The organism is Streptomyces sp. NBC_01092, assembly GCF_045039535.1.
GTDB lineage: Bacteria > Actinomycetota > Actinomycetes > Streptomycetales > Streptomycetaceae > Streptomyces.
Genome location: NZ_CP108659.1, coordinates 377268 through 394104, shown reverse-complemented (window position 1 = coordinate 394104; position 16837 = coordinate 377268). Strand labels below are relative to the sequence as shown.

Annotated in this window: 13 protein-coding genes; 5 read left to right on the top strand and 8 right to left on the bottom strand. The window is 69.0% G+C overall.

All coding sequences use genetic code 11. The features are described from left to right. Nucleotides 1-3 precede the first annotated feature (3 nt). Nucleotides 4-699, top strand: coding sequence for a hemerythrin domain-containing protein (locus OG254_RS01780; protein WP_405576643.1), 696 nt, complete (start codon nt 4-6; stop codon nt 697-699). Nucleotides 700-708: 9 nt separating this feature from the next. Here the strand turns inward: OG254_RS01780 and OG254_RS01775 are convergent, their stop codons facing one another. Beyond that, nucleotides 709-1776 (bottom strand): PQQ-dependent sugar dehydrogenase, encoded by a 1068-nt coding sequence (locus tag OG254_RS01775; protein ID WP_405576641.1) that lies wholly within the window; start codon nt 1774-1776, stop codon nt 709-711. A gap of 299 nt (nt 1777-2075) precedes the next feature. On the opposite strand from OG254_RS01775, the gene OG254_RS01770 reads away from it, so the two are divergent. Continuing rightward, nucleotides 2076-2909 carry a PIG-L family deacetylase gene (locus OG254_RS01770; protein ID WP_405576639.1) on the top strand — a complete coding sequence of 278 codons (834 nt, stop codon included), beginning with the start codon at nt 2076-2078 and terminating at the stop codon, nt 2907-2909. Between the two features lie 261 nt (nt 2910-3170). On the opposite strand, the gene OG254_RS01765 is transcribed toward OG254_RS01770, so the two are convergent. Further along, complete coding sequence (locus tag OG254_RS01765) at nt 3171-3695, bottom strand: GNAT family N-acetyltransferase (RefSeq protein ID WP_405576637.1); 525 nt, start codon at nt 3693-3695, stop codon at nt 3171-3173. 142 nt (nt 3696-3837) lie between these two features. Here OG254_RS01765 and OG254_RS01760 point away from each other — a divergent pair, with 142 nt between their 5' ends. Further along, on the top strand, nt 3838-4284 hold the full coding sequence (locus tag OG254_RS01760; protein ID WP_405576635.1) for a DUF6924 domain-containing protein: 447 nt from the start codon (nt 3838-3840) through the stop codon (nt 4282-4284). Nucleotides 4285-4793: 509 nt separating this feature from the next. On the opposite strand, the gene OG254_RS01755 is transcribed toward OG254_RS01760, so the two are convergent. The 3 genes from OG254_RS01755 to OG254_RS01745 all read right to left on the bottom strand — a co-directional run bounded on the left by OG254_RS01755 (nt 4794) and on the right by OG254_RS01745 (nt 8838). After that, the gene (locus tag OG254_RS01755) at nt 4794-5816 is read right to left on the bottom strand and encodes a DNA-directed RNA polymerase subunit alpha (RefSeq protein ID WP_405576633.1); all 1023 of its coding nucleotides are present in this window, start codon (nt 5814-5816) and stop codon (nt 4794-4796) included. Nucleotides 5817-6223: 407 nt separating this feature from the next. After that, complete coding sequence (locus tag OG254_RS01750) at nt 6224-7444, bottom strand: FAD-dependent monooxygenase (RefSeq protein WP_405576631.1); 1221 nt, start codon at nt 7442-7444, stop codon at nt 6224-6226. Continuing rightward, nucleotides 7441-8838 (bottom strand): MFS transporter, encoded by a 1398-nt coding sequence (locus OG254_RS01745; RefSeq protein ID WP_405576629.1) that lies wholly within the window; start codon nt 8836-8838, stop codon nt 7441-7443. Before OG254_RS01745 ends, OG254_RS01750 begins: the two co-directional genes overlap by 4 nt. 255 nt (nt 8839-9093) lie before the next feature. Between OG254_RS01745 and OG254_RS01740 the strand changes: the two genes are divergently transcribed. Next, nucleotides 9094-9726: a TetR/AcrR family transcriptional regulator gene (locus OG254_RS01740; RefSeq protein WP_405576627.1), complete on the top strand. Its 633-nt coding sequence runs from the start codon at nt 9094-9096 to the stop codon at nt 9724-9726. Between the two features lie 263 nt (nt 9727-9989). On the opposite strand, the gene OG254_RS01735 is transcribed toward OG254_RS01740, so the two are convergent. Next, nucleotides 9990-10310: a hypothetical protein gene (locus OG254_RS01735; RefSeq protein ID WP_405576625.1), complete on the bottom strand. Its 321-nt coding sequence runs from the start codon at nt 10308-10310 to the stop codon at nt 9990-9992. Between the two features lie 244 nt (nt 10311-10554). Here OG254_RS01735 and OG254_RS01730 point away from each other — a divergent pair, with 244 nt between their 5' ends. Next, nucleotides 10555-12528 carry a protein-arginine deiminase domain-containing protein gene (locus tag OG254_RS01730; protein WP_405576623.1) on the top strand — a complete coding sequence of 658 codons (1974 nt, stop codon included), beginning with the start codon at nt 10555-10557 and terminating at the stop codon, nt 12526-12528. A 98-nt stretch (nt 12529-12626) separates the two neighbouring features. On the opposite strand, the gene OG254_RS01725 is transcribed toward OG254_RS01730, so the two are convergent. Both OG254_RS01725 and OG254_RS01720 read right to left on the bottom strand, forming a co-directional pair. Further along, nucleotides 12627-15077: a PQQ-dependent sugar dehydrogenase gene (locus tag OG254_RS01725; RefSeq protein WP_405576621.1), complete on the bottom strand. Its 2451-nt coding sequence runs from the start codon at nt 15075-15077 to the stop codon at nt 12627-12629. Nucleotides 15078-15090: 13 nt separating this feature from the next. Next, nucleotides 15091-16833, bottom strand: coding sequence for a glycosyl hydrolase family 8 (locus OG254_RS01720; RefSeq protein ID WP_405576619.1), 1743 nt, complete (start codon nt 16831-16833; stop codon nt 15091-15093). Nucleotides 16834-16837: the final 4 nt, after the last annotated feature.

Below are 16837 nucleotides of genomic sequence, written 5' to 3'. Positions count from 1 at the left end.
AGCATGTCCGAGGCAGTCAACGTGTCCGAGGCAGGCAACATGTCCGAGGCAGTCAACTCGAAGCCGGATGTCCACGACATGGTGGTGGTGCATCGCAGCTTCCGTCAGTCGTGCGCGGAACTGCCGCGTCTGGTGCGCGGACTGCGGCCCGGCGACACCGCGCGGGCCGCGCTGGTCGTCGACGCGGTGCGGTTCATGCTCATGAGCCTGGAAGCCCACCACGTCAGCGAGGACGAATTCCTCTGGCCCCGGCTCGCGGCCCGGACGGCGGGGCACGCCGAGGCGATCACGCGCATGGAGGAACAGCACCACCGCCTCGAAGAGCTGGTCACGCAGGTCACGGGCGCGCTGGACGAACTGACCGCCGATCCCCGGCCATCCCTCTGCGTTCAGGTGGCGGACCAACTCGCCGAACTGGGCTCGGTGTTGAACGCACACATGGACGAGGAGGAGAAGACGATCCTGCCGCTGGCCGCCGAACATCTCAGCGTCGCCGAATGGGAGGAACTCGGCGAGATCAGCCTGGCGAAGCTGGAGAGGAAGCATCTGCTGCGCGCCTTCAGCGCGTTGATGGCGGTGGCGAGGCCCGAAGAGCAGCGCACGTTCCTCAGCAAGGCGCCCCTGCCCGCCCGCATCCTGTGGCGCCTGTCCGGCCGCCGCTCCCACGCCCGCTGGGAGGCCCGTCTGTACGGGACGTGACCCGTCACGTCACGGGGTCACCCGGAGGATCAGGTCGTGGTCGGGGCCGGTGCGGCCGTTGGTCAGCACCCAGAGCGAGCCGTCCGGGGCCTCTGTCACGAGTCGTAGCCGGCCGAACTGGCCGGTCAGCAACTGCTCGGGCGACGAGCCGTCGGTGGCGATCCGGTAGAGCCGCTCCCCGCGCAGGCAGGCGACCCAGATCCGCCCGTCGTGGTACGTCATCCCGCTGGGTGAGGCGTCGGCGGGTTTCCAGGTCGCGATCGGGTCCGTGAAGTCGGGCTCCCCACCGGTGCCTTCCACCTCGGGCCAGCCGTAGTTGGCGCCGGGTTCGACCCGGTTCAGCTCGTCGAGGTTGTGGTGGCCGAACTCGGAGACGTAGAGCTGACCCTTCTCGTCCCAGGCGAGCCCCTGCGGGTCGCGGAACCCCCAGCTGTACACCGGTGAGCCCTCGATCGGGTTGCCCGGTGCGGGATTGCCCTCCGGCGTGACTCGCAGGATCTTGCCGCCCAGATCGTTGCGATCCTGGGCCCTGGAACGGTCGTCGGCTTCGCCGGTGGTCACGTAGAGCATGCCGTCCGGGCCGAACCTGATCCGCCCGCCATTGTGGATTTCGCCGCTGGGGATCCCGGTCAGGATCGGCTCGGGTGGAGCCGACGAGTCCAGCCGCAGCCGGCTCACCCGGCTGTCCTGCTCGGTGGTGTAGTAGACGTAGATCCAGCCGTCCCGTTCGTAGGAGGGGGAGACGGCTACCCCCTGCAGCCCGGCTTGGACGACCGGCTCGGCGATCTCCTCGATCGTCCGGACGTCGGTGAGCTGCCCGTCCGGGGAGACCTTCCGCAGGCGGCCGCTCTCACGCTCGGTGACCAGCGCCGACCCGTCGGGGAGGAACGCCAGGTCGAAGGGGTAGCGCAGCCCGCTCACGAGCGGCTCCACGGCCGCCGGTTTCGCCTCCGGAGCGTCGCGGACGGTCGGGCGGGCCCACCAGCCATAGAAGGAACCGTAGGAGTACACCCCAACAGCGCCCGCCGCCGCCAGCAGGCCGGCCAGGCCAAGTACGAGTACCCGTCGCCATCGCACCCGGTGACCTTAGGAATTGCCCCTGCGGGGCATCCACCTCGAAACGGTGACCGTTAGCTGAAGGATTGGCTATGCAAGCCGGCCAATGACGGTGACCTGCTGCGTGATCCCGACTGCACCGCCGCGCCGGGAACAGCAGGTCCGGCCGGCACTGTTGCATCGAGCGAGGGACCGGCGCCGCACGGGCGGGGAACACGGAGACCACTGGGTCGTCGCCCCGACAGGATCCGGGCCCTCGGGATCGCGGTACGCCCGCCGCGCACTCGGACCGATACGTATTTCTGCAGGAGGACCGTTTCATGACTGACCGGCCGTTGACGCTCATGGCAGTGCACGCTCACCCCGACGACGAGGCCACCGGAACCGGAGGTGTCCTCGCGCAGTACGCGGCGGAGGGCATCCGCACGGTTCTCGTGACGTGTACCGACGGCGGTTGCGGTGATGGACCGGGAGGCGTCAAGCCGGGCGATCCCGGGCACGATCCGGCGGCCGTTGCTTCGATGCGCCGCCAAGAACTCGAAGCTAGCTGTGACGTCCTGAAGGTCAGCGATCTGGAGATGCTGGACTATGCCGACTCCGGGATGGCGGGCTGGCCGAGCAACGACGCCCCCGGATCCTTCTGGCAGACCCCCGTGGAGGAAGGTGCGGCCCGACTCGCGGAACTCATGCGGCACTACCGTCCCGATGTGGTCGTCACCTACGACGAGAACGGCTTCTACGGCCACCCCGACCACATCCAGGCCCACCGCATCACGATGGCGGCGGTGAAGATGACTGACCTGACACCGAAGGTGTACTGGACGACGATGCCCCGCTCGATGATGCAGCGGTTCGGTGAGATCATGCGCGAGTTCCATGAGGACATGCCGGAGCCGGATCCTGCCGAGGCCGCCGCGATCGCCGAGATCGGCCTCCCCGACGACGAGATCACCACGTGGGTGGACACCACCGCGTTCAGCGGTCAGAAGTTCGACGCGCTGGCCGCGCACGCCAGTCAGGGCGAGAACATCTTCTTCCTCAAGATGGGCAAGGAGAGGTTCGGCGAGTTGATGGGCATGGAGACCTTCGTACGCGTCCAGGACTCCACCGGCGCGGCCATACCCGAGAACGATCTCTTCGCCGGCCTGCGCTGATCCGCCTGTCGGACCGGGGCCCGGGAAGGCGCATCGGCCGCACGGCGTGATCGAGCATGCTCGCACGCCCCGAGGCTTGCCCACTCGGGTTCCGCTCCGGCAGCCCGCGACCAGGCCGACAGGCTCTCATCGGCGCCGTCGGCGCGTGCCTGTACGTCGGCGACGGCCCCGCCTGGCACGACCAGAAGACACCACCGACGCCGAATGGGCCCTGGTCGAAGCCTTGCCTCGCCGTTGGGTGGTCGAAGGCCCAAGCGATTCCTACTCCCCGCCGTCCCGTATGGACTTTTCGAGGAGCGTGAACGACTTGGGCGTGCCGCTCGGCTGCGGCTTTCCCTCCTTGCACCCGACGACCTGGTAGCCGAGGTCGAGGTAGTACGCCTTCAGGCGCGCGTTGCCGGCCAGGCAGTCCAGACGTACGAGCGGTCGGCCCACCTCGGCCACGCGGCGCTCCGCGACTCGCAGGAGCTGCCTCCCGGTCCCGGGCGGAACACTGCTGTGATCCACCATCAGCCGATGCACATAGCCGGCCGTCGGGGGCTGCGGCCCCCAGGCATCCTCGTCCTCCCACCACAGCTCCCAGGCCCCGACCACACGATCGGCAGCCTCCGCGAGCCAAAGCTCCCCGCTCGCCATGATCCGGCGGAAGTGGTCTCCACCCAGCTCACCGGGCCGCCACTGACCAGTGACGCCCTGGGCGATCATCCAGCGGGCAGCGTCGTCACGCAGATGGACGACAGCGGCAAGGTCGGCGTCGCCGGCGAGACGGAAACGTAGATCATCCACGCCGCGATCTTCGCACAGACGTCCACCCATGCGGCAATCAGCGGCCAGAGGCCCGACAGGCCCCCTGGAGGACGCGGCCTCTACGCTTCGACCTACCGTCAACGCGGCTCACTGCGCCGCCCGTTGGAAGGAGTGCCTGCCTGTGCGCGTTCTACCGAAGACCGACGAGTCGTACCCGCCCATGCTGCTCGTCCGCACCCACTACGGGGACGATGACGCCTGGCGGCGGGTGCGAGCCGCCCTCGACCAGCCTTGGGTCTTCGATGAAGCCGACGAGGACGAGGGCCGGCTCAAGGAGGAGATCCTCTGCGTGGACGACCCAGTGTGGGCGGAGGCTACTCCCGCCGACATCCTCGCCGCGCTCATCGCGCCCGAGGACGGCGAGGAACCGTCAGAGTGCGGCTGGGACGTGGTTTTCCTCGCCGACTGCGCCGGAATGGAGGGAGCGGAACCGACGCTGCTCGCGGTGAGTACTGACGCGGAGGAGACCGAGCAGCCATTCCGTATACCGGCGTTGGAGGTCCCGCACGAGATGCACTGCAACCTGTCCCTCGCCAACATGGACTTCTGCGACTTCGTCGATCTGTGACCTCACAGGTGGGGTCTCCCTGTACCAGGGTGTGCAGGTGTTGGTCGTGCCATCCGCCCTCGTGCAGCCGAGCGCTGCCAGGACCGGCCTCTGGCCGGCCCGGGAATGCCCTGGAATCTTGGTCGCAAATCGGCCGGGCCGACGCGGGGAGATGCCGGTGCGCCGGCCAAGAGCGTAGGCCAGTGCACCGGCGACGCGGTCGGCCCGTAGCACCAACCAAGCGCTTCTCGAACGGCCATCGACCGCTCAAGAGCCCGGAGTCCGGGCGCCGTACGAAGGGCGTCCGGACCATGGCCCGCGCAACCCCGGATCCGCCTTGACGGTCAGGCTCAGCGGCGGGGAGGCGCACGGGGAGGTCACGGGGGCCGGCCAGTAGCTACACCGTGATTCGGCGATAGTCATGGCGCGCCTGCCGGGACCTCCTGGCTGGGGAAAGGCATGCGGTCGTCCGCTGCACCGTGTCCTCAGCACCGGGTCGGGTCCCCCGTGACCCGGCCCTAGCGCAGCGTTCAGTACTGCTCGGTCTCCACAAAGCCCGCGTCCGAGTCATTGCCTGCACCAAAGGCGTCGGCAGCGGCGGTGGGGTCGAATCCGGGCGGGCTGTCCTTCAGGGCCAGGCCCATGCCGGCCAGCTTCGCCTTGACCTCGTCGATGGACTTCGCACCGAAGTTACGAATGTCGAGGAGGTCCGCCTCGGAACGAGCCACGAGTTCACCCACGGAGTGGACGCCCTCGCGCTTGAGGCAGTTGTAGGAGCGGACCGTGAGCTCCAGCTCCTCGATCGGCAGGACCAGGTCAGCGGCAAGGGCGGCGTCCGTGGGGGACGGGCCCATGTCGATGCCCTCGGCGTCGATGTTGAGCTCGCGGGCGAGCCCGAACAGCTCGACCAGCGTCTTACCGGCGGAGGCCATGGCGTCACGCGGACGCATCGCCTGCTTGGTCTCGACGTCGACGATCAGCTTGTCGAAGTCGGTGCGCTGCTCGACACGCGTGGCCTCGACCTTGTACGTGACCTTCAGCACCGGCGAGTAGATCGAGTCGACCGGGATACGACCGATCTCCTGGCCGACCTGCTTGTTCTGCACGGCGGAGACGTAACCACGGCCACGCTCGACCGTGAGCTCCATCTCCAGCTTGCCCTTGCCGTTGAGCGTGGCGAGGACCAGGTCGGGGTTGTGCACCTCGACACCGGCCGGCGGCGCGATGTCGGCGGCGGTGACCAGACCCGGGCCCTGCTTGCGCAGGTACATCACGACCGGCTCGTCGTGCTCCGAGGAGACGACCAGCTGCTTGATGTTGAGGATCAGGTCGGTGACGTCCTCCTTGACGCCCGGCACGGTGGTGAACTCGTGCAGGACCCCGTCGACGCGGATGGACGTGACCGCCGCACCCGGAATCGAGGAGAGGAGAGTGCGACGCAGGGAGTTGCCGAGGGTGTAACCGAAGCCCGGCTCCAGCGGCTCGATCACGAACCGGGAGCGGAACTCGTCGACGACCTCTTCGGTCAGGGACGGACGCTGAGCAATCAGCACGAGGTGTTGCCTCCAGTGGTTTGGCGCCCGCTATGTGACGCCGTTGACACCATGAAGGGTACGGGCAGTTCGGGCGATACGTTCTCCGAGGAGGCCGAGCCGCCCGACTCTGTCCCACCGAGGAGGCTTCTGGCCTCCCTTCCGACCGCTGTGCAGGCCGTTCGCGCTCCGCGTGTGTCAGCCCTCGGGCGCGCAGGACGCGCAGGCAGGCACGCGCGGCCGTGGCCGGGGTGATGATGCCCTGATCATGGTGTTGGCCGGGACAGCCGCCGGTCCGTCGGCGGGTGCGAGCGACGGAATCGGCCGGGTGGCGCTCCGCGATCAGCGCACCCACCGTGACCAGCGCTGAGTCCGAACCGCCGGCCCCGACAGCCGGTGACGCCCGTCATCGGCGCGAGGGTCCGGGGTCACGTCATCGGCATGTATTCGGGCAGGGTGAGGCCCGAATGGGCCGGTCGTCCCTCCGCGGAGGGCAGGGCGCTGAGATTGCGCAGCATGTCGTTGCGCTGCTCCAGGGCCCGAGCGGTGGTCGGGAAAAGGGTGGCATCGCCCTCGCCGACCTGATCCTGGTTGACGGTCACAAACTCACGGGTGTCGTGCTCGTAAGCGGCGAGGCCCGCGGCGTGGTCCCGGTCGGCCAGGGAAGCGGCGAGCATGTACGCGCCGACGAGTGCGAGGCTGGTGCCCTGTCCGGTGAGGAACGAGGGCGCGTACGCGGCGTCGCCCACCAGCGCGACCCTGCCGCTGGACCAGCGGGGCATGCGGATCTGGCTGACCCCGTCGAAGAACAGGTCATCCGCGTCACGCAGGGCGGCAAGCATGCCCGGGACCTCCCATCCCGCGTCGGCGAAGACCGCGGCGACCAGGTCCCGTTGGGCTTGTGGGTTCCGGAAGGCATCGAACGGCAGTTCCGGGTGGGCGAAGTTCAGGAAGGCGTGAACGTCGTCGTTGTCCCCCACGGCGTAGAGTGCCGCGGCCCTGCCCGGGGTGTTCCACATCACGGTCTCGCGGGTGAGCCCGAAGGTGTTGCGCATGGTGAACCCGGCGAAGCAGTAGCCGAGATACCGGTGGAACTGCCCTTCGGGGCCGAACAGGAACTCGCGGGTACGTGAATGCAGACCGTCCGCACCGAACACCATGTCGAACGTACGCCTGCTGCCCCCGCGGAAGGTGACGTCGACCCCGTGGCCGGACTGGTCGAGGGTGTCGATGGAGTCGTCGAACAAGAACTCCACGTCGTCACGGACCGCCGAGTAGAGAGCGCTGGTCAGATCCCCGCGCCTCACCTCCAGGTCCTGTCCCGCGACACCGCCCGTGACGGCGTGCGGGTTGAGCGAGGCCACCTCGCTGCCGTCCCCGGCGAGGAAGGTCAGCCGGCGCAGGTCGATGTGCGCGGCCCGCAGCCGCGGCAGGATTCCCATCCTCCGGACGACCTCGAGTGCGGTGCCGCGTACGTCGATGGGGTAACCACCGTCACGAAGGGCGTCCGCCTTTTCGACCACCGTGACCGCGAATCCGTAGCGGTTCAGCCAGAACGCGAGGGCGGGTCCCGCGACGCTGGCCCCGGATATCAGGACCTTGCGCCCCGGCGTCGTACGGATGTTCTTCGACCGATCACTGCGGGTCATTTCTCGACTCCCTTGCTCATGGAACGGGCGACAAGCAGGCACAGCGCCGTGACGACGCCGGCTATGACGAAGCCGGTGACGAAGGCCGATTCGGCCGGGACGTCCGACCCGGAAGGCGTTCCGGCGGTGAGGATCGCGCCACTGACCTGCACACCCACGGCGAAGCCGATCACGCGAGTCACCAGGACCAGGCTGGTGGCGATGCCGGTGTCGCTCTGATCGACGGATGTGGCGGTGCTGGTCACCATCGCGGTGACGCACAGGCCGTTGGCCAGCGCGATCAGCATCTTGCCGATGACGAGGTGCCAGACCTCGGTGTGCACGGCCGCCAGGACGATCAGGGCGGCGGCCATGAGGACGATTCCGGTGGTGACCACGGCACGCGAGCCGAAACGCCGGGCCCCGATCCCGCTGATCGGCCCGGCCAGCGACGCCGCCACGGCGCCGGGCAGCAGGTAGAAGCCGATCTCGGTGGCGCCGGCCCCGAAGCCGTACTCGTCGGCGGGCACCGCGAACAGCTGCGGGACGAGATAGACCGGCACCGAGGTACCGACGCAGATGGCGAACGTCAGCACGCACGACTTCCACACGGCGGGCCGTGCCAGCATGCCCAGGTCGACCATCGGCGAGGCCGCACGGCGCTCGACGGCGATCCATCCGGTCACGAAGGCGGCGAGGACCGCGATGAGGGCGCCGAGCACGAGTGGCTGCGAGGCGATGTCGGGCGCGAGCGCGAGTACGAGCATGAGCGTGACCAGCGTCCCGCTCAGGAGAACCAGGCCGGGCCAGTCGATCCCGGCGCCGTCCGAACGGCCCGGCGGATCATGCGGCATCAGCCTGTTCACCAGCATGGTGGCCCCGATGACCGCGATCGTCGACAGCGCGAACATCCAGTGGCGGGACAGTCCTTCCGCCACGGGTCCGGCCGACAGTGTCCCCGCCATCCCGCCACCCACGAACAGCCCGCTGACCGTCCCGATGGCCACCTTCGACTCTCCCGCGGGGAGGTGTTTGCGCACCAGGATGAACGACAGGGGCAGCGCGCCCACCATCGCCCCCTGCAGTACCTGGCCGAGCAGCAGCACGGGCAGGTTGGGCGCCAGGGCCGACACCAGGCCGCCGGCCGAGACCACCGCCATCAGCCGGATCAGGACCCGCTTTCCGCCGTAGCGGTCGCCTAACTTGCCTGCGACCGGTGTGACGAGCGCGCCGGTAATGAGCAACATGATGCTGAGCAACGCCCCTTCGGCGGGACTCATGGCCAGCTCGCGTTGCAGGAGCGGGAGCGTCGGCGTCACCACCGACTCCAAGGCCCCTGTGGCGACTGCCAGCATGCCGAGGGCCCCGACAGCGGCCTTGCCGATGAGGACCGGGGGAGCCTGAGTTGCGGTCATGGACGTCCTTTCCGTCATTGCCGGGCGGGTAGGGGTCGGCCGTACCCGAAGCGCTGCCGCCTTGCCGGGCCCGGCGCGGACACAGCGGCCATTCACGCGGGGCGCAGTGTGTGTGGTGCTTTGTGGCCGGAGCCGAATTCGTCCCGCCGGATGAGCCCGGGGAAGCAGACCCGGAGTTGGCGCGGCCACGGCTCCGCCCGCCACCATTCTGAGACTACACTACACCGTGCAGTGTAGAACGGTTAAGATGTGCCCATGCCGACCACGAAGACACTGCGCGAGGGATCCACGCGGAAGCGGGCCGCCATCCTCTCGGCGGCCCGGGAACTGTTCCTCGCCGACGGCTTCGACCGGTCCAGCGTCGACGCGGTCGCCGCCCGGGCCGAGGTGTCCAAGCGGACGGTCTACGACTACTTCGGCGACAAGCAGACGCTGCTGAAAGCAGTCGTCGACTCCGTCGGCCAGTCACTGATCACCACGATCCGGCGCACGCTCGACGACACCCTCACCGAGGTCACCGAGGACGTCGACCTCGAGGACGCCCTGGTCACGTTCTCGATGCGCATCGCGACGGACATGCTCGGCTCGGCGGAGTACGCCACGCTGCAACGGCTGGTCCGGGCGGAATCCGGCCATCTGCCGCACCGCGGCTACAACTCCATGGCCGACACTCCCGACGAGGCACTGGCCGAGCGGTTCGCCGCCCTCGCCGCGGCCGGGCTCCTCGACGTCCCCGACCCCCGACTCGCGGCCGACCAGTTCATCGCGCTGACCTTCGGCGTCGCGCTGGACAGGCTCGGCTCCGCGAATGCGGCGGAGGACATCCGCGTCCGGCCACTCGTCGTCGAGGGAGTGCGGACCTTTCTGCGGGCCTACCGAACCAGGTAGGGCTGGGGCGGCACGAAGGAGGCGGCGTCGCACGGCGCCTGTTCTCGTACTGCGCGGGCGTCCCGGGACGCGGGGCCGGTCTGGTTTCGGTGCCCTGGCGAGACAGGGTCGGCCCTCGGCCGGATCCGTGCCGAGCCGGTCACCGGCCGCTCGACCCGGCCGGTGACCTCGACGTCGTGTGGGCCATCACCCGCGAGGACTCCGAACGTTGCTCCGCGGGGGAGGAGGGCTGTCGTCGTGGCGGGAGCAGTCGCTTCAACCGGTCACAGACCGGCGATCTTGCCAGCCGCGTTACGTACGGAGTCGAGCGCGTCCACGACGGCGTTGCGGCGCCCTGCGCGCTCCGCTTGATCCGATGGCACCAGCCGCGCGGCGACCTCCACGGCGTAGGCGTCCGGGTCGCCGAAGGCGCTTCGCGGGTGTGCTCCTGTCTCCGCGCAGTGCGTCGTGACCTCCTTGACCGCCTGGAGCACGACTGTCCGGTCCACGCCCGGCTGCATGGCCAGTCGTACCTGGAAGCGTGCCATCCACTTCTCGCGGTCCTTCTCCTTGGCCGCGTCCGTCGTCTGGTCCTTCTTCGCCACGTGCTCTCCCGGGTGATCGACAGTCGTCTGTCGTGGAGTTGGACGCGGAGACGTCGGAGCGGGTTGCGCAAGCGGAAGACCAACTGTTGGACTGCCGGGCCATCCTCGTCGACCTTGTACGCGCAGACGTGCGACGGGCGTGATCCCGTCGCACTCCGGCATGACTTTCTGTCAGCACAGTGAACGCACAGCCGCTTCTTCATCTCTTGCACGGTGCACCCCCCGAACTGAGGAGGAACGCGCTGTGCGCTCACACCGACGTATACGGACGAACCCTGCTGGGCCCGTGGTCCTCGCGCTCGCCGCGGTCGGAACCGCCCTGGCTGCGCCGATTTCACCAGCCTCGGCCGCGGAGCCGGCCGCACGGGCCGATCTCCGTGCCGATGTGAACCGCGACGGGCGGGTCGATGTCACCGGCGCCACCGACACGACTGGTGAGGACACCTGGACCTTGGGCCGTGGAGCGGTCTACCTGCCCAACATCGACGATGACACCAAACGCTGCCCGGTCACCGGACCCGGCGGCAGACCGCTGTCCGACGCCAAACTGGCCGCGTGCAACGACGCCTCCGACACCCGGGTCAACGGCTCGGCCGACGCCGCCGACCTCGCCCGGGTCCGCACGATGCCGATGCGGGACCTGCCCACAGGAGCCAAGGGCACCGTCAAGGTCACCACGGGAGCCGACCACACCCGCGTCTACCTCAAGCGTGCGGGCAACTGGGTCATGGTCACGTCGCGGACCAGCTTGTCGGCCGCGGAGTTGCGCGTCGGCGTGGAGTTCGGGGTCGAAGCCACCGACGTCATCCGGGACGCCAGCAAGTGGGACGGCAGGGCGGTCATCCGCCTGACCGTGGCCGCGGGCGACCGGAGCACATCCGACTCGGTCACCCTGCGCGTCGCCCCACTCCTCACTCACCACCATCTCCAGAAGACCCAGCAGCTCATGGTCACCAAGCTGGGCTCCGACGCAGACTGGAGCGGGCTGCAGGGCAAGTTCGTCACCGACCTGAAGCGCGAAGCGGAGAAAGCCGGCATCACCCGGCCGCTGGTGACATTCGACAAGTACCAGGACTCCTGGGCGCAAGACTTCGTCGAACCGGCCTACGTCAGCATGACCGGAACCGACGGGCGCCGGCACGTGATCCGTGTGATGCTCCGCTCTGCGCAACCGGACCGCAAGGCCGGCCGGGAACTGTTCGAGAAGGTCCGCGGACGGGACATCGGCGTCGTGCAGGCCTTCGACAGATCGGCACCGGCGGACTGGTCGCTCAACTCCATGGGGAACCTGGAGACCATCCCGCCGTACGCCCTGGGCGGCCGCTCGTTCCCGGCCGGACGGATCATCATGGGGTGGCGCAAGGACAGCGGCAAGCGGCCCTCGGCGACGATGCGCACGCTGCTGAAGTCCCAGGGACTCCAGGACCCGTTGCTCCTGGACACCTCCTGGCTGGAAGTCGGCCACGTCGACGAGTTCGTGCAGTTCCTGCCTGCCGACACCCCGCGCGGCTGGCGGATCGGCGTTGCCGACCCCGAAGCGGGGCTGAAACTGCTGCGCGATGCCCAGCGCGCGGGCCATGGAGGCACCAGGATGTTCTCCGTCCCGGGCCTCGGGGGCTCCCCGCCGCTGCAGGAGACCATCGACCAGGCCCTCGCCTCTCGACACCTGGTGGCCGACAACACCTTGGCGACCCAGCGGATTACGGCCAATCTGGAGACCCTCAAACGTGAGACCGGCGTGACCGAGGACGAGATCGTGCGCGTGCCGGCTCTGTACACCCGTGGCTCGATGGCCCGTACGGAGGGCGGGGAGGACGTCCCCGTGCCGCGACTGACACGCATGGGTGGTAACACCCGCCTGCCGGACGCGGTGAAGAACCACGGCCAACAGCGGTGGCTGGCCGGGGACGGAAACGACTCCGCCGCGGCTCCACGGGCGACCGCCGAGACGAGCGCATACGTCCCCGGCGCGGTCAACGGCATCCTCCTCAGCCGCGACCGTTACCTTGCTCCTCGCCAATGGGGTCCTGTCATCGGCGGCAAGGACATCTTCACCCAAGCCGTCACAGCGGCCTACGTACGGGCGGGCCTGAAGGTGTCGTACATCGACGACTGGTACACGTACCACCTCGGCATGGGCGAGGTGCACTGCGGCACCAACACCCTGCGTGATGCCTCCGCCGCCTGGTGGAAGCCGGCAGGACTGACGACGCCGTAGCACCTGGTGGCGGGCGTTCATAGCCACCAAGGGTGGGCCGGGCCGCCCGGCGCGCGATGCGCCGGGCGGCCCGCCTCGATCTGAGGACGGGCGGATGCCTAGGAGATCGTGATCCGGAAGATCTTGTCGGATCCGTCCGGCTCTCCTCCGTTGTTGTCGCTGTTGGTCGTGGACAGCCACAGCTCGTCCTTGCCGGGCACCTCGGTGACGGTGCGCAGGCGTCCGTAGGTGCCGACGTAGTAGGCGGTGGCCGTGCCCACGTTCTCGGTGTCGCCGGAGATCGGGATGCGCCACAGGCGTTCGCCGCGCAGGGACGCCATGTAGATGACGTTGCGGACGATGGAGATGCCGCTGGGCGAGGCCGTCGAGACGGACCAGGTCTTCTTCGGGTTGGTCATGCCCGAGGTGGAGCAGGAGCCCTCACAGATCGGCCAGCCGTAGTTGGCGCCAGCCTTGATCAGGTTGAGCTCGTCCTGCGAGCTGTTGCCAAGCTCGGATTCCCACAGCCGTCCGTTGCGGTCGAAGGCCAGGCCCTGCGGATTGCGGTGGCCGTAGCTGTAGACGAGGGTGCCGAAGGGGTTGCCGGGGGCGGGTTTGCCCTCGGTGGTCATGCGCAGGATCTTGCCGTTGAGGGAGTTCTTGTCCTGCGCGAGGTCGGGGGTCTGGGCCTCGCCGGTGGTGGCGTACAGGTAGCCGTCGGGGCCGAAGAGGAGCCGGCCGCCGTTGTGGTAGCGGTTCTTCTTGATGCCCCGCACCAGGGTCGTGTAGTCGCTGAGCGACGTGCCGTTGTACGTCATGCGGGCGATGCGGTTGCCTTCACTGGCGGTGTGCATGAAGTAGACGTAGTGGTTGCTCGACCAGTTGGGGTCGACGGCGACGCCCAGCAGGCCGCCCTCGCCGTCGGTGGTCACCACGTTCGGCACGCTGCCGACCTGGGTCCTGGTGCCGGACCCGGTCAGCTTGAACACCTTGAAGCTGTCCCGTTCGGTGATCAGCGCATGGCTGCCGTCGGGCATCCAGTACGTGCCCCAGGGAATGGACCAGCCGCTGGAGAGCGTGGTCGGGGTGCCGGGGATGCCACCGTCGGAGGGGCAGTCGGCGGTCGAGAAGGTCACCGGGTCGGACGGCGTGGAGTAGCCGCCGACGGTGTCCTTGGCGACCACGGTCAGGCTGAAGGAGGCATGGCAGGCCAGCCCGCTGACCGTGGTGGAGGTGGCCGGCGGGGTGCCGGTGACGGTCTTCAGTACGGTGCCGCCGCTGCGGATCTCGTACGCCGCCACGCCCTTGTCGTCCGTGGCGGCGCCCCAGGTGAGATGGGCGCTGGTGGCGGTGATCCCGGAGACGGTCGGTGTGCCCGGCTTGCTGGGCGGCGGGTCGGTGGAGACGAGCGTCTTGCAGTCGAGGGCGATGCTCGCCGGGGAGGTGTTGCCCGCGGCGTCGCGGGCGATCACGGTCAGGTTGTAGGTCGTGTCGGGGGTGAGCCCGGTCAGGGCCTTGGAGGTGGCGCTGCCGGAGGCCTCGCCGAGCTTGTTGCCGTGTTCGTAGAGGTCGTATGCGGTGACGGCGACGTTGTCCGTGGAGGCGCCCCAGTTGAGGGTGAGGCCGGTCTCGCCGATGTCGGTGCAGCTGAGCTGGCCGGGACGGCTCGGGGCCTCGGTGTCGGCGGGCTCCCCGACGGTGAGCTTGTCGAGGTTGGGGCCGCCGCCCGCGGTGGTCGCGGTCAGCCGGATCTTGTTGCTGCCCGCGTTCAGGTTCGCGTTGACGGACTTGGTGGCCCAGGTGTCCCAGTTGGTGGTGCCGGCGAAGGAGACCCCCGACGCGACGACCGTGCCGTTGACGGAGATGTCCAGGGGTCTGTCGGTGGTCGTCCCATTGGCATAGCGCGGGGTGATCGAGGCGCTGCCCGCCGCCGCGGCGCTGACGGTGAACTCCACGTACGACCCGGCGACGTTGGTGTAGTCGACGAAGCCCGTGCCGGTGTAGCCGGTGTGGTTGGTGGCCACGACGCCCTGGGAGATGGTGGCGCTCTCGGCCTGGTAGTCGGTGCCGGCCGCGGTGACCTCGGTCTCGAGGTGGTCGAGGTTGGGCAGGCCGGCCGCGGTGGTCGACGTCAGCCTGATCTTGTTGGTGCCCGCGGTGAGTTGGGCGGTCAGCGTCGAGGTTGCCCAGGTGTCCCAGGTTCCGGTGCCGTTGAAGGCGCGTCCGGCGGAGACCACGCTGCCGTTGACGGCGATGTCGGCCGGGCGGTTGGTGGTGGTGCCGTTGGCGTAGCGCAGGGCGATGGTCGCGGTGCCGGCGGTGGCGGCGTTCACGGTGAACTCCACGTAGGAGCCCGCGATGTTGTCGCCGTTGACGAAGCCGGTGCCGGAGTAGCCGGTGTGGTTGGCCTCCACCACCCCTTGGGAGATGGTCGCCGACTCCGCCTCGTACCGGGTGGGGGCGGCCGACGCGGACGGCGGTGCGGCCTGGACGAGCCCCGCGCACAGGAGTACGACGGCTGTGGCGGCGACCTTCCCGCGCAGGGCGCCGGCGGATCTGCTGAATCTCATGCTGCTTCCTCCGTCAGGGCACCCAGTAGTTGCCGGATGCGACGATCATGGACTGGAGCTGGACGCTGCCGCCGTAGTAGAGCTGGGGGTCGATGGGGGTGGCGGTCAGCTTGTTCCACAGGGCGTCGAGCCATGCCTGTGAGCCGGGGTCGGTCAGCGCGGTGACGGCGAACGGGGCCGTGAAGGCCATGTCGTGGCCGCTGTCCAGCGCGGACCCGCCCAGGCGGTAGCCGGTGGTGATGTTGTTGGGGTTGGACCCGGTCTTGGCCTTGATCCAGGAGTTGATCTTGCGTGCGGAGGCCAGGGACGCCGAGTCGCCGCTGGTGACCGCGTCGGCGCCCAGGCGCCAGGGGTCGCGACAGGCATTCCAGGAGTAGTCGCCGTCGTTGGGGCCTTCGAGGACCTCGCCGGGCGCGGGCTTGGGGGTGGTGTTGGTGTTGACGACGAAGTCGGCGAGGAGGCCGGTGTTGGGGGCGTAGGCGTTCTGCTGGGAGGTGATGAGGTTCTGGTGGGCCGTGCGGATGGTGTCCCAGGCGCTGTCGCCCGTGGCCTTCTTGAAGGCGCGGAAGTGGTCGACGGTCCAGTCCGAGGAGCGGGTGATCCAGTAGTGGGGTTCGCCGGGGGTGGACCAGTCGCCGAGCCGCATCAGATGGGTGGTCGGGTTGACCTCGCTCGCCTTGATGGCATTGATGTGCTTGATCGCCAGGTCCTTGTAGTTGTACGTCCCCGAGGAGCCCCACTGCATGTCGGCGAGCAGCAGTCCGTAGGCGACGTCGAGGTCGCCGTCGGTGGCGGAGTCCGAGCCGTTGACGCTGCGGCAGGAGGTGTCCTGCTCGGCGGCGAGGAGGTTGGGATTGTTCACCGAGGGGTGGGCGAGCATGTACTTGGTGAGGCCGTCGAAGACGGTCTTGGCCTCCGGGTCGGCGCCCGCCATGATCGCGGTGAGGACCATGCCGTAGCCCTGTGCCTCGGCGACGTAGGGATGGTCGGCGTCGGGGGAGATGACCTGGTACCAGCCGTTGCCGCAGTTGTGCCGGACGAAGGCCGACTTCCAGGCGTTGTACTTGCTCACGACGGCCTGGTCGATGGTCGACTGCGCGCCGGTGGGCTTCAACGTGCCGGGCGCGTAGGGGAATTGATGACTGCCGAAGGGCACGGCCGGGCCGCCGCCGGCGGGTGCGCCGAGGTCGAGGTAGTCGACGTTGGGGCCGCCGCTCGCGGTGGTCGCGGTCAGCCGGATCTTGTTGATGCCCGCGTTCAGGTTCGCGTTGACGGACTTGCCGGCCCAGGTGTCCCAGCTGCCGGTGCCGTTGAAGGACAGGCCCGACGCCGCCGCGGTCCCATTCACCGTGAGGTCCATGGGGCGGTTGGTGGTGGTGCCGTTGGCGTAGCGCAGTGACAACGCCATGCTGCCCGCCGCCGGGGCGTCGACGGTGAACTCCACGTACGAGCCTGCGACGTTGGTGTAGTCGACGAAGCCGGTGCCGGAGTAGCCGGTGTGGTTGCCGGCGACCGTGCCCTGTGAAATGGTCGCGGACTCCGCCTCGTAGCGGACGAGGGCCGCGGCCGAGGGGGCCGCCGCCAGCGTGCCGAGCAGTCCGGCGGCCAGGGTCGCCGCCGCGCACCAGGGCAGGATTCTTCTGAGTCGTGTGAACCGCACGTTCGTCCTCTCGTGGGCCGGAGGGTCGATCTGGATCGCGCCGAAGCCGAGGCGGCGCCGGACGGCGGGTGCGCCGGCGGCGGCAGTCGTCGTCATGGGC

Bases quoted from the DNA above. Each gene is read 5' to 3' on its own strand.
- OG254_RS01780 (WP_405576643.1), top strand. From the start codon at position 4: ATGTCCGAGGCAGTCAACGTGTCCGAGGCAGGCAACATGTCCGAGGCA.
- OG254_RS01770 (WP_405576639.1), top strand. From the start codon at position 2,076: ATGACTGACCGGCCGTTGACGCTCATGGCAGTGCACGCTCACCCCGAC.
- OG254_RS01750 (WP_405576631.1), bottom strand. From the start codon at position 7,444: ATGACCCGCAGTGATCGGTCGAAGAACATCCGTACGACGCCGGGGCGC.
- OG254_RS01745 (WP_405576629.1), bottom strand. From the start codon at position 8,838: ATGACCGCAACTCAGGCTCCCCCGGTCCTCATCGGCAAGGCCGCTGTC.
- OG254_RS01740 (WP_405576627.1), top strand. From the start codon at position 9,094: ATGCCGACCACGAAGACACTGCGCGAGGGATCCACGCGGAAGCGGGCC.
- OG254_RS01725 (WP_405576621.1), bottom strand. From the start codon at position 15,077: ATGAGATTCAGCAGATCCGCCGGCGCCCTGCGCGGGAAGGTCGCCGCC.
- OG254_RS01720 (WP_405576619.1), bottom strand. From the start codon at position 16,833: ATGACGACGACTGCCGCCGCCGGCGCACCCGCCGTCCGGCGCCGCCTC.